Genomic DNA, 23,459 nt, shown 5'->3' with positions numbered 1-23,459 from the left:
AGTTATCCACAAGCAAGAAAATCGTGGAAAACCTGTGGATAACTTGTGAATAATAGAAAAATCCTCATTTAAATTAACGATTTAAGAGAAATTTAATAAAAAATAGAGAAAAACACCTACATATTCGTCAAGATGGATTGACCTTTTGCTCTGCAACAAGGAAAATACTTGGTTTTCCAGGGATCTATCATGAAAAGAACTTACCAACCGTCAGTAACCCGTCGCAAGCGCACTCACGGCTTCCGTATTCGTATGAAAACCAAAAGCGGACGCGCAGTTTTAAATGCACGTCGTGCAAAAGGCCGCAAGCGTTTGGCTGTTTAATTTAGCCATTGAATAGCGCAAGGATTTCTGAATTATTAAAAACACGCCCCAAGACAAGTTTGTATTGGGGTATGTATGTTGCATCCACTCAAGAGGGCGCTAAGCCTGACTTGGGGGTTGCAGTAGCAAAGAAGTTAGCCAAAAGAGCGGTTGATCGAAATCGCCTAAAGCGGATGATCCGCGAATTGATTTGGGCGGCTCAAACCAACACATTAAATAAAGATGTTGTGGTTAAGCTCAAAAAACCAATTGGTCGCGAGACCCGAGGCAGACTCAGAAAAAAAGAAAAAGAAACTTTGCGGTCTCAAATTTCGGGGCTTCTTTAAAGTGCGCGTTTTAAATAATGCGGCAATTAAGCTGGTAAAAATTTACCAGCTCGCTTTAAGTCCGTACTTGGGGATGCGCTGCAAATACGTGCCCAGTTGTTCGCAATATGCTTGCGACTGTTTTAATCAATATGGATTTTTGAAAAGCTTGGGGCTGACGTTGTGGCGCATATTGCGCTGTAACCCATGGTCACACGGCGGTTATGATCCTGTAGTAAAAGAATCAAAACACCAACTTAAGTGAATGTAAATGGACTTTAAAAAAACAATTCTTTGGGCAGTATTCTCGATGTCGGGTCTCATGCTCTACAACAATTGGCAGGTTCATGAAGGCAAGCCATCCTTATTTGGGGGTGCGCCAGCGAACGCTCCAGTAGTTGCCGAAAAGACTGCTGCGGGAAGCAAGGTTGATGTGCCGACACAAATCTCAGGCTCACCAACAGTGGCAACAGCCCCCATTGCAAGCACTGGCACCATTGAAAGCGCAGAAAAATTCACAATACAGAATGATGTTCTGGTTCTACAAATCAGCGCAAGTGGTGCAAATGTTGTTGATGCGAAGCTATTGAAATCCTTAACCGCAGAAAACAAGCCGGTTGAGTTATTTCAGTACACGCCCACCCATAAATATTTTGCCCGCTCTGGTTTGATTTCATTAAACAGCGACCTTCCAAACCACACTAGCACCTTTAAGTTAGTTCAATCTGGTAAAGATGGTTCAGGTAGGCCCTTTGCAGTTTTCGCCAGCGAACGCAATGGCGTCAAGCTTGAAAAAACCTTCATTCTTAATCCAGGTAGCTACGTAATTGATGTTGGGCATCGGGTTACCCAAACCAGCAACAATCCTAACCCGCTTGTTCTATACACAGAGATTGTGCGCGATGCTTCGCAAGAACAAAAAATCGGCCCCTTTGATGGCGCTTTTTCAGCAAGCACCTTTACTGGACCTGCTGCTTATACAGATAAAGAGAAGTTTAATAAGCTCGAGTTCACGGCAATTGATAAAAACAAAATCACTATTCCTACCCAAGTAGCTGCCGGTGAGCCAGCTTGGATTGCAATGGTTCAGCATTACTTTGCAAGCGCGTGGATTCCGGGCGACAAAGTTGCACGTGATATCTATGCAAATCGGATTGACAATAACCTATACCGAATTGGTATGCAGACTCCACTGGGCGTAGTTGCCGCAGGCTCTACAGTGGTTGAAAAAGCTAAATTGTTTGTAGGCCCACAGGAAGAGCGCGTTTTAGAAACGATTGCCCCCGGGTTTGAGCTTCTAAAAGACTACGGCTATTTGACTATTTTGGCAAAACCCATTTTCTGGCTTTTAGACAATATTCATTCTTATGTCGGTAACTGGGGTTGGTCAATCATCCTGTTGACCATCTTAATTAAGCTGGTGTTCTTCCCCCTTTCCGCTGCAAGTTACAAGTCAATGGCGCGCATGAAGGAAGTTCAACCTCGCTTGGTGGCTATGAAAGAGCAGTACAAGGGTGAGCCACAAAAGCTAAATCAAGCCATGATGGAGATGTATCGCAAGGAGAAGATCAATCCGTTGGGTGGTTGCTTGCCTGTCCTAATTCAGATCCCTGTATTTATTTCTTTGTATTGGGTTTTATTGTCGTCTGTTGAGATGCGTGGGGCGCCTTGGGTTTTGTGGATACACGACCTTTCCGTTCCTGATCCGTACTACATCCTGCCAGTCATTATGGCCGCCTCCATGTTCGTACAAACCAAGTTGAATCCAACCCCACCAGATCCAATTCAGGCAAAAGTGATGATGTACATGCCAATTGTTTTCTCGGTGATGTTCTTCTTCTTCCCGGCTGGTTTGGTTTTATATTGGGTTGTAAACAATTTGCTATCAATTGCACAGCAGTGGCAAATTAACCAAATGTTTGGAAAAAAGCCCGCTAAGTAATTTGCGTGCTGCAAAAAGCTTGTAATAAGTTGACAGCAATGATGACGAGAAAATTGCCTATCATTGCTGTCGCAACAGCGTCAGGCAAAGCGGGTGTGGGTATTGTTCGTATCAGCGGACAAAACTTAAACCCTTTAGCGAGCGCCCTCTTTCAAAAGAAGCTGCTTCCACGACAGGCAAATCTATTAACCTTGTGCGATGAACATGGCCATGCCATTGATCAACTCATTGCCATTTACTTTGTCGGGCCTGCCTCTTTTACGGGTGAGGATGTTTTAGAGCTGCAGTGTCATGGGGGCCCACAACTCCTTGAGTTGGTAATGAAGCGCTGCCTTGAGTTGGGTAAAGATGAGGGGCTGGTTATTGCGGAGCCCGGTGAATTCACCCTGCGCGCTTATTTAAACAATAAGATTGATCTAACTCAGGCTGAGGCAATTGCAGATTTAATTGATGCGCAAAGTGAGGCGGCCGTACGTGGTGCCGCTCGATCCTTACAGGGCGCTTTTTCTGACGACATTAATAACTTGATTGAGGAGATTACTCAACTCAGAATATTGGTTGAGTCGACTTTAGATTTCCCCGAAGAAGAAATTGAGTTTTTAGAAAACGCGCAAGCGCGTCAGCGCTTGGCCGCGGTAAAAGAAAAACTCCAGGCCTTGCGCGCTGGAGCTAAGCAGGGAAAAATCTTACGCGATGGTATCCAGTTGGTTTTAGCTGGTGCACCCAATGTCGGAAAAAGCTCCTTGCTTAACCGGTTAGCCGGCGAAGAAGTGGCCATTGTTACTCCTATTGCGGGCACTACTCGAGATCGCGTCAAAGAGAGCATCACCATCGATGGTGTGCCAATGCACATTATCGATACTGCTGGCTTGCGTGAGACTGTAGATGTGGTTGAGGCTAAAGGAATAGAAAGATCTTGGGAGGCTATTCGTTTGGCTGACTTGGTGATTTTTTTGACTGACTCACAATCTACCTCCCAGCAAGACGACTTAAAATCTCAGATTTTGAAGGAACTACCTGCTAAATGTGCCGTCCTTGAGCTCATTAATAAAGCGGACTTACTTCAAGATTCACTCAAGGCGACATCTAGTGGAGCCCTGTTGATTTCTGCCAAAACTGGCGCGGGAATTGAGCAGTTAAAGCAAAGGATTTTGGGGTTGGTGGGCTGGGCTGGGCCTCAAGAGGGAGTAATTTTGGCCCGCAGAAGGCATTTAGATTGTATTGAGCGAGCTGCTGAACATATTGATAGATCGGAGCAATTCGCTGCAAATGGCAACAATTCCCTTGAATTATTTGCAGAAGAGCTATCTTTAGCGCAAAAACACCTCGGGGAAATTACCGGAAAACTCCTTCCAGACGATCTTTTGGGAAAAATCTTCACCCAATTTTGTATTGGCAAGTAAAGGGTTTGTGCTGGGTCGGGTCAACACCGCAAATATGACCAAAATGTTAAAATCGAAAGATTAAAAAATTCAATCTTTCATAGGAAAACATATGACTTCAACTACCAGCGGCCAGATCAATGTGAATGCGCCAGCTTACGTAAAAAACAAGCGTTTAATTGAGTGGGTTGGTGAAGTTGCCGCTCTGACCAAGCCTGATGCTATTCGTTGGTGTGATGGCTCACAAGCAGAATACGATGAGCTCTGCGAGTTACTGGTTTCGGCTGGAGTATTTAAGCGCCTTAACCCTGCCAAACGTAAAAACTCCTTTTTAGCATTGTCTGACCCTGAAGATGTTGCGCGTGTTGAAGACCGTACCTTCATTTGCTCTGCCAAGAAAGAAGATGCTGGTCCAACCAATAACTGGGTTGAGCCTAGCGAGATGCGTGCAACATTGAATCCATTGTTTGATGGCTGCATGCGTGGCAGAACAATGTATGTGGTGCCGTTTTCAATGGGCCCAATCGGCTCACCCATTGCACACATTGGCGTTGAGTTGTCTGACAGCCCTTACGTTGCAATCAACATGAAGTTGATGACGCGCATGGGCAAGGCAGTGATTGACCAGTTGGGCGCTGACGGCGAGTTCGTTCCTTGTATTCATACGGTTGGCAAGCCTTTGGCTGCTGGCGAAAAAGACGTTGCATGGCCTAACAACAAGAACAAATACATTGTTCATTACCCAGAAACTCGTGAGATCTGGTCCTTTGGATCTGGCTACGGTGGCAATGCATTGTTAGGTAAAAAATGTTTTGCCTTGCGCATTGCGTCGAACATGGGCCGTGACCAAGGCTGGTTGGCTGAGCACATGTTGATCTTGGGTGTAACTTCACCTGAAGGTAAGAAATACCATATTGCTGCAGCATTCCCGTCTGCATGTGGAAAAACCAATTTCTCCATGATGATTCCTCCAGCAGGATTCGATGGCTGGAAAGTAACCACTATTGGTGACGATATTGCTTGGATCAAACCACGCAAAGATGCCGTCACTGGCAAAACCCGTTTATTTGCGATCAATCCGGAGTCTGGCTATTTTGGCGTAGCTCCTGGAACTAATCGCCAAACAAACCAAAACTGTATCGACTCATTGAACCAAGACGTGATTTTCACTAACGTTGGCTTGACTGATGATGGTGATGTTTGGTGGGAAGGTTTAACAGAAACTCCACCAGCACATTTGATTGACTGGCAAGGTAAAGACTGGACTCCAGCTGATGGCGCTGCTGGTCGTAAAGCCGCACATCCAAATTCACGCTTCACAGTTGCTGCAACTAATAACCCAGCGGTTGATCCTAATTGGGATGATCCTGCGGGGGTCCCAATTGACGCGTTCTTGTTCGGCGGCCGTCGTTCAAACACTGTGCCTTTGGTTAGCGAAGCACGTGATTGGGTTGAGGGTGTTTACATGGCTGCGACATTGGGCTCAGAAACTACCGCAGCAATTACAGGGCAGATTGGCGTTGTACGCCGTGACCCGTTTGCAATGATTGCATTTGCCGGCTACAACATGAGCGACTATTTCCAACATTGGCTCAATATTGGTAAGAAGCTTGAGGCTGAAGGTGCAGTATTGCCAAAGATCTACTGTGTGAACTGGTTCCGCAAGGATGAGAATGGTAAGTTTGTATGGCCTGGTTTCGGCGAAAACATGCGCGTTCTTTCATGGATTTTGAATCGTGCCGAAGGCAAAGCTAATGGCAAAGAAACACCGTTTGGCATTACTCCAGAGTACGCAGATATGCACTGGGGCGGCCTTGACTACTCAGCAGAGAAGTTCACTAAAGCCATCAATGTTGGTATTGATGACTGGAAGAATGAGCTTAAGCTGCATACAGAATTGTTCGAACACCTTGGCGATCGTTTACCAAAAGAGTTGAAAGAAACTCGCTCTAAGATCGAACAACGTTTGAATGCTTAAGTTCCAAAAGACTTTAGTAATACCCACCGTTTTATTTAGATTTATTCAATGACCAAACCCCAACACCATGAAATAGTGGTGATTGGGGCGGGCATTTGTGGGGCAACCATTGCAAATGAGTTGCTTGAGCGCGGCAAATCAGTTTGTATTGTTGACACCGCCGCATCCCCAGCCACCGCCTGTTCCAGCCATGCTTATGCCATTGCTCATCCGCACATTGGTAAAGGCTCTCCACGCTTATTGCGTCTAACGCGCATTGCATTTTTGCTTGCTGAGGCTCGCTGGAAAAATGTATGGCGACAACATGGGATCTTTCAGCCAAGCAAAAAAGATAAGCCCTTTGATCTTATCGAAACGACAAGGCACTTGCGCTCTTTGGATCTTGATCAAGATATGGCTGTTGCTATGGATGCGCAAGAGGCCGCTAAGGTTTGTGGGATTACGCAAAGCGGCGTTTGGTTACCGCGAGGCGCGGGCTTAAATTTGCTTGAAACAAGCAAGCAGTTGCTGCAGAAGCATGAGCGCCTTACTTGCCTTTGGAATACACGCGTTACACGTCTAGAAGCGCATGGCAAGCAGTGGTATTTGTTTGATGACTCAAACAAACTCATCCTTTCAGCAAATAAAGTTGTTTTAGCTTGCGCCCTTGAGGCTAAGCCATTGATGAGCAGCATTGGCATACGTTTGCCCTTAAAGCCAGTGCGTGGTCAGCTGAGTATTTTCACGGTTAAAGATGGCGATGCTTGGGTCAAAAAACTACCTAACGTTGGCATTTCTGGTGATGGATATTGCCTGCCTGCCGAGCGCCAGGATGATGGGAGCTATCAATGGATTGTGGGCTCGAGTTTTGATGAGGGCGAGAATGATCTTGCTCCAAGACAAGTAAGCGATGATTTCAATCGGGAACAAGCAAGGGGTTTGGTGAACTATCCAGAAGGCGAGCTTTGCTCATTAGCCAAAACTGGAGAATTTGTTGGAGTCCGATGTGTGGCGGGAGATCGTTTACCAATCATTGGGGCGCTCACTCAACGCCCGGGAATATTTTTAGCTACTGCCCTGGGGTCAAGGGGAATTCTGTGGTCCGCTCTAGCGGCTAAGCTAGTTACTGCTCAGCTACTAGAGGATGATTTAGCTTTACTAGCACGCTTTGGTTTTGCTGCAGACTTGGTTGCTGCGCTGGCGCCTGCCCGCTTCTTCGCTGGAGCCTTGGCCGCACCTTCAGCTTTAGGGGCTTTGGCCTCAAATTCAAAGCCAATTTTGCCAGCAGAATCCAAGGCCAAATAGGCCTTAAAGCCACGGCCAGTGCGGTTAGATTTAAAGTTGGTCAGAAGATCGGTTTTGCCCTCTTTCAGCAATTTCTGAACCTGCTCAGCTGACACTTCTTGCTGAAGCACTACTTTTCCAGTTTTGAAATCACAAGTTTTACTTGGGCCAGTATTGTTTTCGCAAACATAACGCATGCCATCCTCGTAGACTGCACCAGAGCACTTTGGACAAACACCTAAAGCTTGTCGACCTGTGAAATCCACTGCTTCAGTTTCATCATCTTGCGTATTACCAAAGTCAAATTCAAGCTTAAATCCTGCATTTGGATAATCTTTATCGTCCTCTGGGATTTCACTTAACTTAATAATGGCAGCAAATGGGCGCCCCATTTTGCTGCGGAATCCTTGCAGTGGTCCAATGGTTTTTTCGCGCAACAATTCTTCAACTTCAGGATATTCAAACGCACGCCCACCCGGTGTTTTGCTGATAGTAAAACCACATTTCTCACAAGCAAAACGGCGGTAGTTCTCTTTGACCGGACCCTTGCAGTGCGGGCACGGCGTGGTCATTGTGGCGTAGTCGCCTGGAATAGTATCGCTGTCATATTCTTTGGCACGCTTCACGATGCGCTGAGTCATCTGCGCGATTTCTTGCATGAAGGTATCGCGGTTCATCTTGCCCTGCTCGATGAGAGATAGCTTGTTTTCCCAGCTACCCGTTAAGTCAGGGCGTGTTAATTCTTCAACATCTAAGCCGCGCAATAAAGTCATTAACTGAAAAGCTTTTGCAGTTGGAATGAGCTCACGCGCTTCCCGCACAATATATTTTTCAGCAAGTAAGCCTTCAATGATGGCGGCGCGTGTTGCAGGTGTACCCAAGCCCTTTTCAGCCATGGCTTCGCGCATGTCATCATCATCAACCCACTTGCCAGCACTTTCCATCGCAGAGAGCAATGTAGCTTCCGTATACCGTGCAGGCGGTTTGGTTTTTAGCGGTACAGCAGCAATAGACTCAGTTTGTACTGCTTTGCCCTGTTGTACTGGAACAAGCTCATCATCTGCTTGATTGGATTTACCGTAAACCGTTAACCAGCCTGGGTTTACAAGAACACGCCCCTCTGTTTTGAAGTGGTGTCCAGATACCTCGCTAATACGTGTGGTGACGCGGAATTCTGCGGCAGGATAAAACACTGCCAAGAAACGACGTACAACTAAATCGTAGAGCTTCGCTTCGGGCTCGCTTAAATTCTTGGGCGTTTCTAATGTTGGAATGATCGCAAAGTGATCAGAAATTTTAGAATTATCAAAGATCCGTTTATTTGGCTTGACCCAACCATATCCTGCTTTAGCTTTTGGATCCTTTGGATCGCCCTGCAAGATTTGTTTAGCAAAGGCGCGATAGTCTTGCGAGTTATCGGCAAGATTCTCCATGGTTTGCTTGACGGTATCGAGGTAATCCTCTGGCAGCGCTTTTGCATCAGTACGCGGATACGTTAATACCTTGTGACGCTCATATAAAGCTTGTGCAAGACCTAAGGTATTTTTTGCAGAGAAGCCAAAGCGCGCATTTGCCTCACGCTGTAAGCTAGTTAAATCAAATAACTGAGGGGCAAGTTGCGTGGCGGGCTTAGCTTCTTCTGTAACGTTTGCTTTTTTACCGCGACATGCTGCAACAATGCTTTGTGCTGCCGCTTCGCTCCACAGGCGATTCTCGCGTGCATCAGGCTCAGCAACATCCTTTTTAAATTTCGGGTCAAACCAGCGGCCTTCATAGATGCCTGCTGCAGCAATAAATTCTGCCTTCACCTCCCAATAATCTTTGGAGATAAATTTACGAATCAACTCTTCGCGCTCCACCACAATAGAAAGAGTTGGAGTCTGAACACGACCTACGGTTGTGAGAAAGAAGCCACCGCTCTTACTATTAAATGCAGTCATCGCACGCGTGCCGTTAATGCCGACTAACCAGTCCGCTTCTGAGCGACAACGAGCAGCATCAGCAAGAGGCTTCATATCCTCATCAGTGCGCAAATTAGTGAAGCCCTCACGAATTGCTGCTGGGGTCATCGATTGCAGCCATAAACGTTGAATAGACTGCGATGCTTTTGCATGCTGTGCAATTAAACGGAAAATAAGTTCGCCTTCACGTCCCGCGTCACAGGCATTAATTAGTGAAGTGACATCTTTGCGTTTAATGAGTTTTTGCAAAACCTTGAGGCGCGACTCTGTTTTTGCAATCGGACGTAAATCAAAATAAGGGGGCACCACTGGTAAATTAGCAAATGACCATTTGCCACGCTTTACGTCAAACTCTTCGGGAGCAGCAATTTCTAGTAAATGACCGACCGCAGAAGAGATTAAGAATTCATCGCTCTCAAAATAATCCTCATACTTTGTAAATCCGCCTAAGGCCTTGGCAATGTCATTGGCAACAGACGGCTTCTCCGCAATGATTAGCGCCTTGGGATGGTCCCCGGCGGAAGTCTTTGAGCTGCTTTTTTTGGTAGTTGCTTTAGTTGCCACGCGTTTTTGCCTAAATTTGAGCTAGAAATGATGTTTTTTTGGGCAAAACGGATGACCAATCTAAACCAAAATCTGGCTTGGCCAATTGCATGCCCCTTTTTTATTATTAACCGATAAATTGGGAAAAGTCCAAAAACCCCTATTTTTTGCTTGTTTTAACCAAGCGGAGAACTTGAGTTTTTAAATAAAACCCCTCTTTTTGGCCTACTAAATGGGGTTTTTCGCTAAAAACGCAGCTCCTCAAGAACATCGTCAGGCTGAAAGGCCAGTTTTGCCCCTTGTTGAATCAGTAGGTGGCAGCCAGCAGAATTTGGCCTGTGAATGGGCCCAGGAAGGGCAAAAACCTCCCTTCCCAAGTCTGCTGCCAACCTGGCGGTGATCAGGGAGCCGGACTTTTTGGCTGCCTCTATTACGACTACGCCGAGCGCTAGGGCAGCAATAATGCGATTTCGCCTTGGAAAATGAAATGCTTTTGGCCCCGCCCCGATGGGCAGCTCTGATATCAAAAGGCCTTGTGTGCTTATGGAGCTGGAAAGGACGATGTTTTGACGGGGGTAGACGACATCTATCCCCGTACCTAATACCGCTGCAGTATGGTGGCTGGGGCCAAGCTCAATCGTGGCTTGGTGGGCAGCGCTATCAATTCCCCTTGCCAAGCCTGAGAGGATCATCGCGCCTGTCTTTGAGAGGGCTTGAGCAAATAGGCGCGCATTTCTTAAGCCCTCAAGACTGGCGCTTCTTGAGCCTACGACCGCAATCATCGGGATCTTGAGAAGCTGGATATCACCATATATATAGAGTGTTGACGGAGGATCGTATAAATCATAGAGACGAGATGGGTAGTGATAGCTTCCATAATCGATTCGGGTAACTGGGTTTGGGGTGGATGATATGTGCATAAACCAATTTTGTTCTTTAGGGGAATTGCAGCAATCGGGACAGACTGATAGCTCTGTTGGATAATTCCTATATGGCTTTGTTAACTGTCCTTTGCTATCCAGACCCCCGCTTGCATAAGGTTGCTAAACCTGTGGCAGAGGTTGATGCTCGCATTAAAAAAATTGTTGCCGATATGGCGGACACCATGTATGAAGCACCTGGCGTTGGCTTGGCGGCAACACAGGTAGATGTTCATGAGCGCATCGTGGTGATTGATGTATCTGATGACCAAAATGAATTGATGGTTTTCATTAACCCAGAAATTATTTGGGCAAGCGCCGAAACTAAATCGTGGCGTGAGGGATGCTTATCTGTGCCGGAGTTTTATGACGAGGTTGAAAGGCCTGCTGAGATTCGCGTGAAAGCACTTGATATTGAGGGTAAAGAATTTGAAATCGATGCTGATGGTTTGTTGGCAGTTTGTTTGCAGCATGAGCTCGATCATTTGCAAGGCAAAGTATTTGTAGAGTATTTATCAATACTGAAGCGAACCCGCATCTCACAAAAAATGAAAAAGCGCGCAAAAGAATTAGTGGGTCAGCGCTAAGCGCAGCAATGAAGATCGTCTTTGCTGGAACCCCCGTGTTTGCTGCGCAAGCAATGCGCGCAATCTCCGACGCTGGTCATGAAATTGTGTTGGCCTTGACGCAACCTGATCGCCGCGCTGGCAGGGGTATGCACCTGCAGGTAAGCCCCGTTAAAGAATTTGCTTTGCAAAAAAATATTCCTGTATTGCAGCCAGAGACTTTAAGGCGCAATAGCCCAGACCCTCAGAAGCAGGCCCAGGCCCAGGCTGCTTATGAGCATTTATCCTCAGTCGAGTTTGATGCCATGGTGGTGGTCGCGTATGGCCTGATCTTGCCTCAAGAAATATTAGATATTAGCGAAAAGCCAGGTAGACATGGCAGCTTTAATATTCACGCTTCCTTATTGCCGCGTTGGCGTGGCGCTGCACCGATTCAACGCGCGATTGAAGCGGGTGATTTCAAAACAGGTGTTTGCATTATGCAAATGGATGCTGGTCTAGATACAGGAAATACCGTTCTAGTCGCTGATCTTGAAATTGCAAGCGATGAAACGAGCGTTAGCTTGCATGATCGATTGGCGCAACTCGGTGCCAAATTAATCGTCGATGTTTTAAATGATTTACAGGGCGGCAAAAATTTAGTGCATGAGTCACAAGCTAAAGATGGAATCACCTATGCCGAAAAAATACTGAAGAGCGAAGCAGAGATCGACTGGACCTTGAGCGCCAAGGAAATTGATCAGCGTATCCGCGCTTTCAATCCTTTTCCGGGAGCGAGCAGCGTTCTCAATGGACTGGCAATCAAGTTTTGGAATTCAAGGCTTGCAACACCCCAAGTTCAAGTCTCAAGCGGTAAGCCGGGTGATATTTTAGGATTTAGTCATGAAGGCGTATATATTCAGTGTGGCAATGGAGTTCTCGAGGTTTTAGAAATGCAAAAACCTGGCGGGAAAAGAATAGATGCTAAGACATGTATGCAGTCGGTTGGCGAACAATTGTTGCGCTTTACAGCAAAGGAGTAGAAATGTTTAATTTTGCAAAGACTGCTGTTTTGATGGCAGCAATTACTGCCTTGTTTATTATTGTTGGCGGCATGTTGGGTGGCGAACAAGGCATGTTATTGGCATTACTCATGGCCATTGGCATGAATTTTTTCAGTTATTGGTTTTCTGACACCATGGTTCTGAAGATGACTAATGCACAGCAGGTTGATGAGAGATCTGCGCCTCAGTTTTATGCCCTAGTCAAAGAGCTTGCTGAGAAGGCTGGACTTCCCATGCCTAAAGTATTTTTGATTAATGAGGATGCGCCAAATGCTTTTGCAACTGGGCGCAATCCCGAGAACGCCTCGGTTGCAGCAACAACCGGCATTTTGAAAATTCTCTCGAATCGTGAATTACGTGGTGTGATGGCCCATGAACTAGCGCATGTTCGTCATCGGGATATTTTAATTTCGACTGTTGCCGCAACAATGGCTGGAGCTATTTCGGCATTGGCCAACTTTGCTATGTTTTTTGGTGGGCGTGACTCGGAGGGTAGGCCCAGCAATCCAATCGCGAGTTTGATGGTGGCAATCTTGGCCCCAATTGCCGCAAGTTTGATTCAGATGAGCATATCGCGAGCCAGAGAGTATGAGGCGGATCGCGGTGGAGCAGAAATCAGCTCTGACCCAGAGGCGCTTGCACACGCATTAGAAAAAATTCACAACTATGCCCAAGGCATTCCATTTCAAGCAGTCGAGCAGCATCCTGAAACTGCGCAGATGATGATTCTTAACCCCTTAAGTGCCGGGGGTCTTGCCCAACTTTTTTCAACCCATCCGCCTACTGAAGAGCGGGTGGCACGCTTAATGAGTATGGCTAAAAACGGGATATATCCCGGAGCAAATTAATTTGACCGATCAAAAAACACCACGCAGTCTCCCGCTTTCAGAAGCAATTACGATTGCTGCTCAAGCGATTAGTGAGGTAATCAGCGGGAGATCGCTCACAGAAGTTCTAGATCAGCTTGAAGCACATGAGCGACCGATCGTGCAGAGTTTGAGTTTTGATGCCCTCCGTAAATGGGTGCGCTCTCATGAATTGATTAAGCAATTTATTCCAAAAACGCCACCGCCAGAAGTGGATCATTTATTAAGCGTCGCTATAGCTTTATTTTTGCAAGACGCAACAGAGAGCAAAGGCTATCCAGCTCACACGATTGTTGATCAGGCGGTGAGGGCGTGCGGCGAATATGACCAAACCATGTATGCCAAAGGCTTGGTGAACGCAGTGTTGCGCAAGGTAAGTCTTTTGGTTCAGCCGCCAGAGGGTGAGAAACATTTTCCACCAGACCCCATTCCAATGTATGTGCCTGCTTGGTGGCGAGCAAACTTGAAGCGCAATTATTCCAAAGTATGGCAAGCCATTTTGTTCCAACAGGCTAAACGTGCGCCATTAATTTTGCGCGTAAACCAAAAGCAATATACGCGTGAGCAATATCAAGCTTTACTCTCTGACGCCGGGGTTTCCTCAAGGCCCATAGATGAAGTTGCAGGCATTCAATTATCTGCCGCGCTTTTGTTGCCTGAAGCGGTGCCCGTATCGGACCTACCTGGTTTTTATAGCGGAGCCGTTTCTGTGCAAGATGCAGGCGCACAACTGGCTGCAGTCTTATTAAATCCTCAGGATGGTGAGCTGTTTCTCGATGCTTGTGCTGCTCCTGGTGGAAAAACGGCGCATTTATTGGAGCTTGCAGATTGTTCAATGCGGGCATTGGAGTTGGATGGTGCGCGCATTGGAAAAATTGGCGGCAACCTGGATCGCCTCCTTTTACATTCTGACAATGTGAAAGTATTGCGCGGCGATGCTTCAAAAGCTTCATGGTGGGATGGCGTTCTATTTGACAAGATTTTGCTAGATGCCCCTTGTTCAGCCTCTGGCATAGTATCCCGTCACCCCGATATTCCATTTCTGAGGCGGGAGGCAGATATCAAGGCGCTACAAGAAAGACAGCGCGCGATTTTGATTCAAGCGTGGAAGATGCTCAATGCAGGAGGTACCCTTTTGTATGTAACCTGCTCAATATTTCCTGAGGAAGGTGAGGAACAGGCCGCCTGGTTTGCTGGGCAGCACGCTGATGCGGTACGATTGGACGCTCCAGGCCAAATTTTGCCCGGTGAGTTTAATGATGGTTTTTACTATGCTTTGTTTAAGAAAAATGGGCCATGAGCCGAAGAATTAAACAATTCCTCTTTTTGTTTTTGATGGTGTTGGGCGTTTTTTCAACAACCGTTAGCGCAGAAGGCATCAAGATCAAATCCTTTGAATTGGAGAAGGCGGATAACGACTGGCTTCTCAATGCTACTTTTCAGATTGAGCTATCCCCCGGCCTAGAAGATGCAGTACAAAAAGGGGTAGTTCTCTATTTCCAAACCGAGTTTGATTTAACCCGATCACGTTGGTACTGGTTCGATGAAAAGTCCGCGTTAGTACAAAGGCAAACCCGTTTGTCTTATCAGCCACTGACACAGCAATATCGAATTGCCTCAGAGGGCTTTTCATTTTCTGCCAAAACTATTTCTGAAGCATTGCAGGCAGTAGGTAGCATTGGGGGATGGCGAGTAATTGATAACGCACAGCTCGACCCAAGCAAGTCATACACGGCTGCCCTACGTATGACTTTGGATCTTAGCAAGCTGCCAAAACCATTTCAGGTAAATGCACTGAATAACCGTGATTGGAATGTGTCGAGTGATTGGTATCGCTTTCCATTTTCCGCAAATGGCCCCAATCTAGTTAAGCGATGAGACCGATTGCAGCCCTGTTAGACGCAAGCTTTTTTTCATCGAAAGCCTGGCGAAAGAAAATAGTTCCAATCACGATTGGGTTAATCGGCGCATTTGCTTTATTACTATTAGTTTTACTGGCAGTTGCCTCATCCAATACAGAATTTTTTGATAACTACTTTATTTGGCTCTATGCGGCTAATGTGGTTATTGGAATCTGTCTTACGTTGGTGATTTTGACTTTAGTCGGCGTAATTGCAGTGCGCTGGTATCGAGGACACTTTGGTACACGTTTGATTGCAAAGTTAGCAATGATTTTTGCATTGGTTGGCATTGTTCCTGGTCTTATTTTGTATGGCGTTTCATTGCAGTTCGTATCTCGAAGTATTGAGACTTGGTTTGACGTCAAAGTAGAGACGGCCCTTAACTCGGGCCTAGAGTTGGGGCGCGTTACTTTGCGAGTGGCCCAAGAAGAGATCTTAGGCGAGGGAAATTTTATTGCCGAACAGATTGTGCAGGCCCCCTCAGGCGCTTCCTCAGATCAAGTTGCCGCAGCAGTTATGAAAATTCGTAACCAATTTGGCATTCAAGAGGTTAGCCTTTTCAATATGCAGCGTAATTTGATCTTCACTAGCGAAGTCAAGCCAAAAAAATATTTTCCTGCCCCTAGCGCTGATGTCGTTGCAGAGGCATTTAAAAAGAAGGGAATTACCTTCTTAGATCAAATTGAGGTGGATGGCGGTCAGGGCGGATACCGTGTCAGGGCCATAGTTCCTATTACTCGAAAAAAGTCTAATCACAGCAAATTGGATGCAGGAAAAGATGCGGATGATAAGTATTTTTTACAGTTGGTACGTTACATTCCAACTCCGCTGGCTAAAAATATTTTTGCTGTGGAATCTGCCTATAGTGAATATCAAGAGAAAGCTTTGGGGCGCACTGGCTTGCGCAAAATGTTTGTTGGCACATTGACGCTCACCCTTTTCTTCGCAGTATTTGTTGCTATTACTCTTGCCCTAATGTTGGGCCGGCAGCTTGCCCGCCCGCTCTTAATGCTTTTGAGGGGAACACAAGCTGTAGCGCAAGGGGATTTGTCTCCTAAGCCAGAGCTTGATACTGGCGACGAGCTAGGTATGCTGACACGGCAATTTAATGTCATGACGAGACAGTTGGCTGATACCCGTACCTCATTGCAAGAGTCCAAGGCATTCTTGGAGCGTGTGCTAGGAAGCCTTACTGCCGGCGTATGTATCTTTGATAAAAATTACAACGTAGTTTCTAGCAATGCAGGCGCAGATCGTATTTTTGGTCAAGACCTCACGCAACTTGATGGAAAGCCCCTCAGTAGCAATGCTGCGCTATTGGAGTTTGAAGAGGCTATTAGAGAAGGTTTTGCAACCATGAAGCTTGCAGTGGTTGGTGGGGGCGAGATGGAGCAAAAGCCTGCTCAGACTAATGCGCCGGTATGGCAAAAACAAATTCAGCTGCACCGTACGAATGAATTTGAAAATGAATTAGGTGTGACATTATTTGTTCGCGGAACAGAGCTTACTGGTGACTTACGTATGGTGGTTTTTGATGACATTACTGATGTTGTGAGTGCGCAAAGATCGATTGCATGGAGCGAAGTAGCAAGACGACTTGCCCATGAAATTAAGAACCCTCTAACGCCAATTCAGCTCTCAGCTGAAAGGCTACAACATAAGCTTGCTGGCAAATTGAGCCCAGAGCAAGAGGAAATGATTAATCGCAGCACTGAAACGATTATTGGTCAGGTGCAGGCGATGAAAGAAATGGTGAATGATTTCAGGGATTTTGCAAAAACACCAACACCACAATTAAAGCCGGTTTCGATTAATACGCTGACCTCCGAAATTCTGGGTCTTTATGAGGGCAGTCCCTTGCGTACGAAGCTAGATCCCAATTGCCCGGAAATCATGGGCGACCCTACACAGTTAAGGCAGGTAATCCATAACTTGTTACAAAATGCTCAAGATGCGACATTAGAAGGGCCTCATCCCACCAGTCCAGTTGAGGTCAAAACGGAGCTGGTACCTTATGGTGAACACAATAGTGCGGTTCAAAATGCTGTGAGATTAACAATAAGTGATAGTGGAGTTGGATTTCCAGCTAAGATATTGGCAAGAGCCTTTGAACCTTATGTAACAACAAAGAGCAAAGGTACGGGACTAGGTTTAGCGGTTGTTAAGAAAATTATTGATGACCACTCAGCCAAAATTGAAATTCGGAACCGTATGCAGGGCGATGAAGTGATTGGTGCGCAAGTGTCAATATTGTTTATGAATCTAGCAAAAGAGGCAGCCTAAGCATGGCTAGTATTTTGGTTGTTGATGATGAGATGGGAATTCGTGAGCTTCTCAATGAGATTCTCACCGATGAAGGCCATACTGTTTACGCCGCAGAGAGCGCTGTTCAAGCACGCACTATCCGTGAGCAGATGCGCCCTGATCTAGTCTTATTAGATATATGGATGCCTGACACTGATGGAATTACCCTATTGAAGGAGTGGTCCAATACAGGACAACTCACAATGCCAGTAGTCATGATGTCTGGTCACGCAACAATTGATACTGCTGTTGAGGCTACGCGTATTGGCGCACTCAATTTTTTAGAAAAGCCAATTGCATTGCAAAAGCTTTTGAAGACAGTCAGCAAGGCTTTGGAGAGCTCTCCTAAATATGTCGAGCCAGAACAAGAGCGAGCCGTTCAATCCAATTCAAATTCCTTGGCGGCGCCAAAGCAGGCGGCCGTAGAATTAGTTGTGGCGCCCGCTGAGGGTGAGTACATTAGTGGAATCGCAAAAACCTACTTTGATCTTCCTCTCAGGGAAGCAAGAGATTTGTTCGAGAAAGCGTATTTTGAGCATCAAATGCAAATCATGGGCGGTAGTATGACCAAGATTTCAGAGTACACAGGCCTAGAACGTACCCACTTATATAGAAAGCTCAAGGCTTTGGGGATTGATACCTCCCGCAATAAAGGCGAAAGCTAGGCACCCATTTAATTGGGTAAACCACCCCAAAGAATTGGTAAAGCTACCGAATAAAGGCAACTAGAGGTAATTTGATAGAACCCCAAACCAATTCGTTATAATTCCAAGTCTTGGCCTGGTAGCTCAGTCGGTAGAGCAGAGGATTGAAAATCCTTGTGTCGGTGGTTCGATTCCGCCCCGGGCCACCAAGAAACACCAAAACCACCTTCGGGTGGTTTTTTCGTTTGACCTTGGGGATGAAGCTCCGTGGCTCAGCTTTTTACCCCCGTTGATTACTCCAGTTAATATATGTACAATGTACATATGACTTCATTGCGATTTGAATGGGAGCCCAGAAAGGCTTCGGCTAACCTGAAGAAACACGGCGTTTCTTTTGAAGAAGCGAAATCTGTGTTTTATGATGAAAGTGCCAAACTAATTTCTGATCCTGATCATTCGGAAGATGAAGACAGATTTATTTTGTTAGGGGTAAGCCATTCTCTACGTGTAATTTTGGTTTGCCATTGTTATCGAAGTGAGGGCAATGTCATTCGTATTATTTCAGCCCGTAAGGCAACTGCCAAAGAGATAAAAACTTATTAAAGGTTACGAATATGCGTAAAGAATATGATTTCTCAAAAGCTCGTAAAAATCCATATGCTTCAATGCTCAAGAAGCCCATTACCATAAGACTAGATGAAGATTCAGTGAGCTACTTCAAGTCTGTATCAGAGGAGGTGGGCATTCCATATCAAAGCCTAATCAATCTCTATTTGAGAGATTGTGCGGCCACTCATAAGAAACTAAATCTCAGTTGGAAGTAGTCTAGAGGTTGGATCGAGCATCCTGGGCCCTGGTCGATTCCGCCCCGGGCCACCAAGAAACAGAATAGCCCACTTGTTGGGCTATTTTCATTTGGGGTGCTGGACTATCTAAGTTAATATTTCACTATCCGACACTCAACATTAAGGCCGGCAATGAATTTTCAATTTAATAGATATTTCTTAATATCAGGTTTATTAATGTTGATGTGCGGTTTATTGGCGCCCATTTACTCGCCTTACGCAATGGCACAAATCGGCTTGCTACAGGCCCACCTGATTGGTGTTGTACAAGCCCTTGTATTTTTTTCTTTTGCCTGGATGTGGCCACAACTATCCTTGCCACCGTTTTCAAAAAAGATCGCAACCATCTCTCTATATGTGTCTCTTTGGGCTAACTGGCTCGGTACATTTTTCGTAGGCGTATTTGGCGCGGGAAAAGAGCAATATATTGTTCACCAAGACTTAGTTCCCGGTGCTGTAGGTTTTTGGAATCTGGCAACCCTAATGCTTATTAGCCTTTCTCAGTTGGCAGTGTTGAGTGTTCTTTTGGCAATAGTTGGGTTTATGAACGCAGATTCAGTAAATAAAAAGGCGAAATTAATTAACGCATTTTCGCTACTTTCATTTATTGCCCTTCTAGGCATTAGCTTGTTTCAAACTTTTAACCCAGAATATTCAAATGGGTAGGCATCCTCGGTCCCGGTCGATTCCGTCCCGAGCCACCAAGAAACACCAAAACCACCTTCGGGTGGTTTTTTCATTTGTGGTTTGGCAGGTGTAGATGCCATTAGAGCCGTATATCTCTAGCATGAACCGTCCTTTAAAAGGACGAATCAATTAGACATCCCTGCGTCAGTCGATGTCGTTTAAAACGACAAATATTGTGAAAGGATCTATATTGATGCTAGTTACTTTATGAGGCTTTGGATGAATAAATTAAATATCCTCTTTTTAAGCGTTTTCTTGCTGCTTCCAATTTCAGCAAGCGCCCAGCTTCTTGACGCAATCCGTGGTCACGCACAAGATATTAAGTCACGTTTTGAGGACAACCAAAAAGTTGAAGGCGAAATCCTCAAGCGAGGACAAATTGATAAAAACGCTAAGGGACAGGATTTGATACACAATTCCTCTGGTGAGTGGTCGTTAGTCAAAGTTGGCAATCAATTATTTTTACAGTCCAGCGAGGACTTTAAGTCCAGCCCTGGGCCGGACTATCACATCTATATCAGCAGTAAACCTGCCATTAAAGATAATGATGAGTTCAGTGCCCAGCAGATTGAGGTTGGTCGCATTAAAAAGCCCAATGGTGCCGCATTCTATCTTTTAAAGACGCAAAACCCAGAAGAGGTAAACAGCGTGTTGATTTGGTGTAAGCAGTTCAAAGAGTACATAGGATCAGCTGATTTACTTTCCGTAAGGTAAGAAAACGAAGTTTATGGCTTTGCTATCTGATCTGGCAAATGAGATTGCATTTATTGAGATGCAGAGCCTACTGACAGATTTCGTGTAAAACAAAAGACATAAATTAGGTTTAAAGTATGGATTCGAATAAGAGGAGACAACTATGAATAGAATTAAAACCGTATTAATAGGCTTAGTCGCAGCCGTGACTCTTGCCGCTTGTGCGTCAATGACTGGAGTAGCATTAGCCCCCTTTACTAAGGCTAACGATGGCGTTTTAGCAGGTAACAACAACATGACCTTGTATATCTATACCAAGGATGTAGCCGGCTCAGGCAAGTCAGTTTGTAATGGGATGTGCGCAACGAATTGGCCACCTCTACTAGTTGATGGCAGTCCTGCCGTCTCTGCTGGCTATTCAATCGTTACACGCGATGATGGCAAAAAGCAGTTAGCTTTTAATGGCATGCCTTTGTATTTCTATGCCAAGGATACAAAACCTGGGGACAAGATTGGTGATGGCCGCTCAGAAGGTGCGTGGCAGATTATTAAGATGTAATTAATTAGAATTTAACATCCCAGGCTCTGGTCGATTCCGCCCCGGGCCACCAAGAAACACTAAAACCACCTTCGGGTGGTTTTTTCATTTATGAGGCGAGATAATTCAAGCTATCAATTTGAGGTTGCTTATGAATCCGAATATAAAAGACGTTATTGAAAAATGTGCTCATCAATCTCATGCTGGTCTTCTAACCTTCCCAGAGGCATTGGGTCGCTTGGTTGAGGTTGGCGTCGAATCATATTTCGCTGATTATCGCAACCAATCAACAACATATTATTTGTCAAACCATGAGGTTTGTACTGTCCCTATGGAGATGCCTCTGGTGGAGATCCCAAATTCATTTAATAAAGATGGCATTGTTTCAGCCATTCGCGGAGCTCAAAGTGATGCGGTGAGATATCCTGAATTTCTTAAGTTAACGATGTCTGCCGGCTGTGTCGGATACATCGTTTGGATAACTGGAAAGCATGTGAGTTATTTCGGACGGCAGGGCGAAGTTCATATTGAGCATTTTCCGCAAGGATGAGAGTTCCTAGGCTTCGGTCGATTCCGCCCCGGGCCATCAAGAAACACCAAAACCACCTTCGGGTGGTTTTTTCGTTTGTTGGGCGTAGAATGGAATTATGAGAAGGATATGTATCGCCCTTTGCTTTAGTCTATTCGCCAGCTTGATTCACGCGGCAGTGATGCCTATTAATTTATCGGCACACCAGCCTCAGTATCAAGTTACTGATAACTCAGCTCATCATTGTGACGAGGTGGTGAGCAAGTCTCACGATACCAATCAACCCTGCCATGGCGACAGTTATCAGTGCTGTTTGGGTTTGGTAGTTATTCCAATATTGAGTATTGAGTTATCGGCAGTCTCTACCCAAGCCCCGTCTTCAAAGGGCTCGTCATTGGTTCTTCAGCCAATGATTAACTTCATCTATAAACCTCCAAAAGCCTAAGTTAATTTCGTAATACAAGTTAGCTTGATATGTGACGTTTAGTCACGCTTAAATTTTGGAGAAGCACAATGAACATGACCCACTACATGGAGTTATTGGCTGTTAATCAGCCTTGGAATTTAATTATCTTTATGGCCATACCAATTGTTTTGGCCGAAACCTTAGCTATTACTGAGTTATATTTACTCTTTACTCGCAAGTTCAATGGTGCTGTTTATTACCTCAATCGCTTTTCGGGAATTGCTGTAGGCGTTTATTTTGTTGGGATCATTTATTACATCGTGACTAATGCCATCATTCCTATTACCCAGGCGGGCGAGTGGAGAACGGTGATTGATGTAATCGCTGTTAGTACTTATGTCATCGCAGGATTGCCGCTGATCTGGATTGCCCTACAAGAGTTCGGTTTGGTTAATCGAGCACTAGATCAAATGGGTAAGTTAAAGATTCATGCGATATGTGTTGCCTTGTTCTTGGTATTTGGACACATCGCCATGATTGCCGGCATGCTTGATCCAAGTATTCTTGGCTATAAGGGTGCGAATGCCCATCAAATGAGTGGTAACTCGGATCATGAGTTTTGCCATCCAGAGGAGCATGAAAAGATGATGAAACAACATCAGAAAATGATGAATGGTCAGATGCCAAAGAACAATCAAGGCCATAATCACTAATAACTTAAGGATCAGGCATCCTCGGCCCTGGTCGATCCCGCCCCGGGCCACCAAGAAAGAGCAAAACCACCTTCGGGTGGTTTTTTATTTGTGAAGTTTGGTTGAGCATGTTACCGTGTGCCACATTCTATTGATAAGCTTTCAAAATGCTAATTCAAAAAATTAAGATATTTTTAACCCCATTTTGCGAAGCAACGCCCGCCTGCCTTTTGGTTATGGTTCAAGGCAATATTTGGATGGCAACCTTGGACCACCTTCAAAAGGCAGTCGAGACAGGATTTATCACTGGCCTTGGCGTTTTGATCCTTTCACTTTTTACTCATCGATGGTTTAGCAATAAATATCTAGTCGCTGGAATTGCTGGTGGCATGTGTTTTATTGCTGACCTATTAATACACCCATCCCATTTTGGTGGCTATACAACGGAAGCAATTACGACCGGAACGTTCACCGCTATTCTTTCCCTGCTAGCGAACTTTGCGGGCAAGAAACTTTTTATACATGGAAGAGCTAAGTTATCTAAAGGATAAATTAAGGATTAAGCACCCTAAATCCTGCGTCGATCGATGTCGTTTAAAACGACATGAGGTCCTAATGATTATCTATGGCGCTTATGGCTTTCGAGCTTCGAATACTTAAAGCATCATCTTCATATTGACGACGCATTTCTCTGCGAAGTTGTGCTCCTTTGTGGCGACGTAGCTCATCTGGTGTAGTAGGTGTAAATGTTGGCACAGATGAAGGCTTGCCGTCTTGGCCGATAGATACCATCGTAAAGAAGCAGCTATTTACATGGCGTTTAATCTGCGACTGAATGTTCTCTGCAATGACTTTAATACCAATTTCCATTGATGTATTGCCGGTGTAGTTCACTGAAGCAAGGCACGTAACCAATTCCCCCACATGAATAGGTTGCCTAAAAGTAACTTGATCCACGCTAAGGGTAACAGCTTGTTTGCCAGCATAACGACTGGCACAAGCATAAGCTACTTGATCGAGCAATTTGAGTAAGTCGCCACCATGAACGTTGCCAGTAAAGTTGGCCTTATCAGGGGTCATCAGTAACGTAATCGTTAGTTGGGCATTCGAGTAATCCATAAAATTTA

25 protein-coding genes, 1 tRNA gene and 1 pseudogene are annotated in these 23,459 nt (G+C 45.4%); 24 read left to right on the top strand and 3 right to left on the bottom strand.

Annotated features, from left to right (window positions below; translation table 11 throughout):
• The first annotated feature begins 189 nt into the window (after positions 1–189).
• The 7 genes and pseudogenes from rpmH to mnmC1 all read left to right on the top strand — a co-directional run.
• The gene (gene rpmH, locus AOC20_RS09705; RefSeq protein ID WP_011903922.1) at positions 190–324 is read left to right on the top strand and encodes a 50S ribosomal protein L34; all 135 of its coding nucleotides are present in this window, start codon (positions 190–192) and stop codon (positions 322–324) included.
• An 8-nt stretch (positions 325–332) separates the two neighbouring features.
• Positions 333–650 (top strand): ribonuclease P protein component, encoded by a 318-nt coding sequence (rnpA, locus tag AOC20_RS09700; protein WP_251373105.1) that lies wholly within the window; start codon positions 333–335, stop codon positions 648–650.
• Positions 547–894 (top strand): membrane protein insertion efficiency factor YidD, encoded by a 348-nt coding sequence (gene yidD / locus AOC20_RS09780; protein ID WP_285896899.1) that lies wholly within the window; start codon positions 547–549, stop codon positions 892–894. The genes rnpA and yidD overlap by 104 nt, the downstream gene beginning before the upstream one ends.
• A gap of 6 nt (positions 895–900) precedes the next feature.
• Entirely contained in the window at positions 901–2,571 is a 1,671-nt protein-coding gene (yidC, locus tag AOC20_RS09690; protein ID WP_215360575.1) for a membrane protein insertase YidC, read from the top strand.
• Positions 2,572–2,612: 41 nt separating this feature from the next.
• Positions 2,613–3,974, top strand: a complete 1,362-nt coding sequence (gene mnmE, locus AOC20_RS09685) for a tRNA uridine-5-carboxymethylaminomethyl(34) synthesis GTPase MnmE (RefSeq protein ID WP_215362330.1) — start codon at positions 2,613–2,615, stop codon at positions 3,972–3,974.
• 91 nt (positions 3,975–4,065) lie between these two features.
• Positions 4,066–5,931 (top strand): phosphoenolpyruvate carboxykinase (GTP), encoded by a 1,866-nt coding sequence (locus tag AOC20_RS09680; protein WP_215360574.1) that lies wholly within the window; start codon positions 4,066–4,068, stop codon positions 5,929–5,931.
• Positions 5,932–5,979: 48 nt separating this feature from the next.
• A pseudogene (gene mnmC1, locus AOC20_RS09760) lies at positions 5,980–7,071 on the top strand (FAD-dependent 5-carboxymethylaminomethyl-2-thiouridine(34) oxidoreductase MnmC1); the annotation flags it as partial.
• Here the strand turns inward: mnmC1 and AOC20_RS09675 are convergent.
• Positions 7,041–9,719 (bottom strand): DNA topoisomerase III, encoded by a 2,679-nt coding sequence (locus tag AOC20_RS09675; protein ID WP_215360573.1) that lies wholly within the window; start codon positions 9,717–9,719, stop codon positions 7,041–7,043. The pseudogene mnmC1 and the gene AOC20_RS09675 overlap by 31 nt on opposite strands.
• Positions 9,720–9,943: 224 nt before the next feature.
• Positions 9,944–10,618, bottom strand: coding sequence for a DNA-processing protein DprA (gene dprA / locus AOC20_RS09670; protein ID WP_215360572.1), 675 nt, complete (start codon positions 10,616–10,618; stop codon positions 9,944–9,946).
• A 71-nt stretch (positions 10,619–10,689) separates the two neighbouring features.
• Between dprA and def the strand changes: the two genes are divergently transcribed.
• The 17 genes from def to AOC20_RS09585 all read left to right on the top strand — a co-directional run bounded on the left by def (position 10,690) and on the right by AOC20_RS09585 (position 22,883).
• Complete coding sequence (def, locus tag AOC20_RS09665; RefSeq protein ID WP_215360571.1) at positions 10,690–11,205, top strand: peptide deformylase; 516 nt, start codon at positions 10,690–10,692, stop codon at positions 11,203–11,205.
• 8 nt (positions 11,206–11,213) lie between these two features.
• A complete protein-coding gene (gene fmt, locus AOC20_RS09660; RefSeq protein WP_215360570.1) occupies positions 11,214–12,206 on the top strand; it encodes a methionyl-tRNA formyltransferase in 993 nt (330 codons plus the stop codon).
• Between the two features lie 2 nt (positions 12,207–12,208).
• Positions 12,209–13,075 carry a zinc metalloprotease HtpX gene (gene htpX, locus AOC20_RS09655; RefSeq protein ID WP_215360569.1) on the top strand — a complete coding sequence of 289 codons (867 nt, stop codon included), beginning with the start codon at positions 12,209–12,211 and terminating at the stop codon, positions 13,073–13,075.
• A 1-nt stretch (position 13,076) separates the two neighbouring features.
• Complete coding sequence (rsmB, locus tag AOC20_RS09650; protein ID WP_215360568.1) at positions 13,077–14,393, top strand: 16S rRNA (cytosine(967)-C(5))-methyltransferase RsmB; 1,317 nt, start codon at positions 13,077–13,079, stop codon at positions 14,391–14,393.
• Entirely contained in the window at positions 14,390–14,971 is a 582-nt protein-coding gene (locus AOC20_RS09645; RefSeq protein ID WP_251373104.1) for a DUF4390 domain-containing protein, read from the top strand. Before rsmB ends, AOC20_RS09645 begins: the two co-directional genes overlap by 4 nt.
• Positions 14,968–17,277: a sensor histidine kinase gene (locus AOC20_RS09640; protein ID WP_215360567.1), complete on the top strand. Its 2,310-nt coding sequence runs from the start codon at positions 14,968–14,970 to the stop codon at positions 17,275–17,277. The genes AOC20_RS09645 and AOC20_RS09640 overlap by 4 nt, the downstream gene beginning before the upstream one ends.
• 2 nt (positions 17,278–17,279) lie before the next feature.
• Positions 17,280–17,963, top strand: coding sequence for a response regulator (locus tag AOC20_RS09635; RefSeq protein WP_215360566.1), 684 nt, complete (start codon positions 17,280–17,282; stop codon positions 17,961–17,963).
• A gap of 112 nt (positions 17,964–18,075) precedes the next feature.
• Positions 18,076–18,151: transfer RNA gene (locus AOC20_RS09630), tRNA-Phe, on the top strand.
• Between the two features lie 115 nt (positions 18,152–18,266).
• Positions 18,267–18,545 carry a BrnT family toxin gene (locus tag AOC20_RS09625; protein ID WP_215360565.1) on the top strand — a complete coding sequence of 93 codons (279 nt, stop codon included), beginning with the start codon at positions 18,267–18,269 and terminating at the stop codon, positions 18,543–18,545.
• A gap of 11 nt (positions 18,546–18,556) precedes the next feature.
• A complete protein-coding gene (locus tag AOC20_RS09620; protein WP_028818794.1) occupies positions 18,557–18,766 on the top strand; it encodes a BrnA antitoxin family protein in 210 nt (69 codons plus the stop codon).
• 153 nt (positions 18,767–18,919) lie between these two features.
• Complete coding sequence (locus AOC20_RS09615) at positions 18,920–19,453, top strand: styrene oxide isomerase (protein WP_215360564.1); 534 nt, start codon at positions 18,920–18,922, stop codon at positions 19,451–19,453.
• A 240-nt stretch (positions 19,454–19,693) separates the two neighbouring features.
• Positions 19,694–20,188, top strand: a complete 495-nt coding sequence (locus AOC20_RS09610; RefSeq protein WP_215360563.1) for a DM13 domain-containing protein — start codon at positions 19,694–19,696, stop codon at positions 20,186–20,188.
• A 142-nt stretch (positions 20,189–20,330) separates the two neighbouring features.
• A complete protein-coding gene (locus tag AOC20_RS09605; RefSeq protein ID WP_215360562.1) occupies positions 20,331–20,726 on the top strand; it encodes a COG4315 family predicted lipoprotein in 396 nt (131 codons plus the stop codon).
• A gap of 130 nt (positions 20,727–20,856) precedes the next feature.
• Positions 20,857–21,255 carry a DUF1398 family protein gene (locus AOC20_RS09600; protein WP_215360561.1) on the top strand — a complete coding sequence of 133 codons (399 nt, stop codon included), beginning with the start codon at positions 20,857–20,859 and terminating at the stop codon, positions 21,253–21,255.
• A 97-nt stretch (positions 21,256–21,352) separates the two neighbouring features.
• A complete protein-coding gene (locus AOC20_RS09595; protein WP_215360560.1) occupies positions 21,353–21,679 on the top strand; it encodes a hypothetical protein in 327 nt (108 codons plus the stop codon).
• A 68-nt stretch (positions 21,680–21,747) separates the two neighbouring features.
• Complete coding sequence (locus AOC20_RS09590) at positions 21,748–22,353, top strand: DUF6803 family protein (protein WP_215360559.1); 606 nt, start codon at positions 21,748–21,750, stop codon at positions 22,351–22,353.
• A 146-nt stretch (positions 22,354–22,499) separates the two neighbouring features.
• A complete protein-coding gene (locus tag AOC20_RS09585) occupies positions 22,500–22,883 on the top strand; it encodes a hypothetical protein (RefSeq protein WP_215360558.1) in 384 nt (127 codons plus the stop codon).
• A gap of 61 nt (positions 22,884–22,944) precedes the next feature.
• Here the strand turns inward: AOC20_RS09585 and AOC20_RS09580 are convergent, their stop codons facing one another.
• Entirely contained in the window at positions 22,945–23,451 is a 507-nt protein-coding gene (locus AOC20_RS09580) for an acyl-CoA thioesterase (RefSeq protein ID WP_215360557.1), read from the bottom strand.
• Positions 23,452–23,459: the final 8 nt, after the last annotated feature.

The sequence above is a fragment of the Polynucleobacter ibericus genome, assembly GCF_018687955.1.
GTDB lineage: Bacteria > Pseudomonadota > Gammaproteobacteria > Burkholderiales > Burkholderiaceae > Polynucleobacter > Polynucleobacter ibericus.
The sequence above is the reverse complement of the archived record's forward strand: the minus strand, read 5'-3'. Positions and strand labels throughout refer to the sequence as shown.

Excerpts from the sequence above, each read along its gene's own strand:
- rpmH (WP_011903922.1), top strand. The coding sequence starts at position 190 with ATGAAAAGAACTTACCAACCGTCAGTAACCCGTCGCAAGCGCACTCAC.
- yidD (WP_285896899.1), top strand. The coding sequence starts at position 547 with ATGTTGTGGTTAAGCTCAAAAAACCAATTGGTCGCGAGACCCGAGGCA.
- yidC (WP_215360575.1), top strand. The coding sequence starts at position 901 with ATGGACTTTAAAAAAACAATTCTTTGGGCAGTATTCTCGATGTCGGGT.
- mnmE (WP_215362330.1), top strand. The coding sequence starts at position 2,613 with ATGACGAGAAAATTGCCTATCATTGCTGTCGCAACAGCGTCAGGCAAA.
- AOC20_RS09680 (WP_215360574.1), top strand. The coding sequence starts at position 4,066 with ATGACTTCAACTACCAGCGGCCAGATCAATGTGAATGCGCCAGCTTAC.
- dprA (WP_215360572.1), bottom strand. The coding sequence starts at position 10,618 with ATGCACATATCATCCACCCCAAACCCAGTTACCCGAATCGATTATGGA.
- def (WP_215360571.1), top strand. The coding sequence starts at position 10,690 with ATGGCTTTGTTAACTGTCCTTTGCTATCCAGACCCCCGCTTGCATAAG.
- fmt (WP_215360570.1), top strand. The coding sequence starts at position 11,214 with ATGAAGATCGTCTTTGCTGGAACCCCCGTGTTTGCTGCGCAAGCAATG.
- htpX (WP_215360569.1), top strand. The coding sequence starts at position 12,209 with ATGTTTAATTTTGCAAAGACTGCTGTTTTGATGGCAGCAATTACTGCC.
- AOC20_RS09645 (WP_251373104.1), top strand. The coding sequence starts at position 14,390 with ATGAGCCGAAGAATTAAACAATTCCTCTTTTTGTTTTTGATGGTGTTG.
- AOC20_RS09640 (WP_215360567.1), top strand. The coding sequence starts at position 14,968 with ATGAGACCGATTGCAGCCCTGTTAGACGCAAGCTTTTTTTCATCGAAA.
- AOC20_RS09635 (WP_215360566.1), top strand. The coding sequence starts at position 17,280 with ATGGCTAGTATTTTGGTTGTTGATGATGAGATGGGAATTCGTGAGCTT.
- AOC20_RS09625 (WP_215360565.1), top strand. The coding sequence starts at position 18,267 with ATGACTTCATTGCGATTTGAATGGGAGCCCAGAAAGGCTTCGGCTAAC.
- AOC20_RS09620 (WP_028818794.1), top strand. The coding sequence starts at position 18,557 with ATGCGTAAAGAATATGATTTCTCAAAAGCTCGTAAAAATCCATATGCT.
- AOC20_RS09615 (WP_215360564.1), top strand. The coding sequence starts at position 18,920 with ATGAATTTTCAATTTAATAGATATTTCTTAATATCAGGTTTATTAATG.
- AOC20_RS09610 (WP_215360563.1), top strand. The coding sequence starts at position 19,694 with ATGAATAAATTAAATATCCTCTTTTTAAGCGTTTTCTTGCTGCTTCCA.
- AOC20_RS09605 (WP_215360562.1), top strand. The coding sequence starts at position 20,331 with ATGAATAGAATTAAAACCGTATTAATAGGCTTAGTCGCAGCCGTGACT.
- AOC20_RS09600 (WP_215360561.1), top strand. The coding sequence starts at position 20,857 with ATGAATCCGAATATAAAAGACGTTATTGAAAAATGTGCTCATCAATCT.
- AOC20_RS09595 (WP_215360560.1), top strand. The coding sequence starts at position 21,353 with ATGAGAAGGATATGTATCGCCCTTTGCTTTAGTCTATTCGCCAGCTTG.
- AOC20_RS09590 (WP_215360559.1), top strand. The coding sequence starts at position 21,748 with ATGAACATGACCCACTACATGGAGTTATTGGCTGTTAATCAGCCTTGG.
- AOC20_RS09585 (WP_215360558.1), top strand. The coding sequence starts at position 22,500 with ATGCTAATTCAAAAAATTAAGATATTTTTAACCCCATTTTGCGAAGCA.
- AOC20_RS09580 (WP_215360557.1), bottom strand. The coding sequence starts at position 23,451 with ATGGATTACTCGAATGCCCAACTAACGATTACGTTACTGATGACCCCT.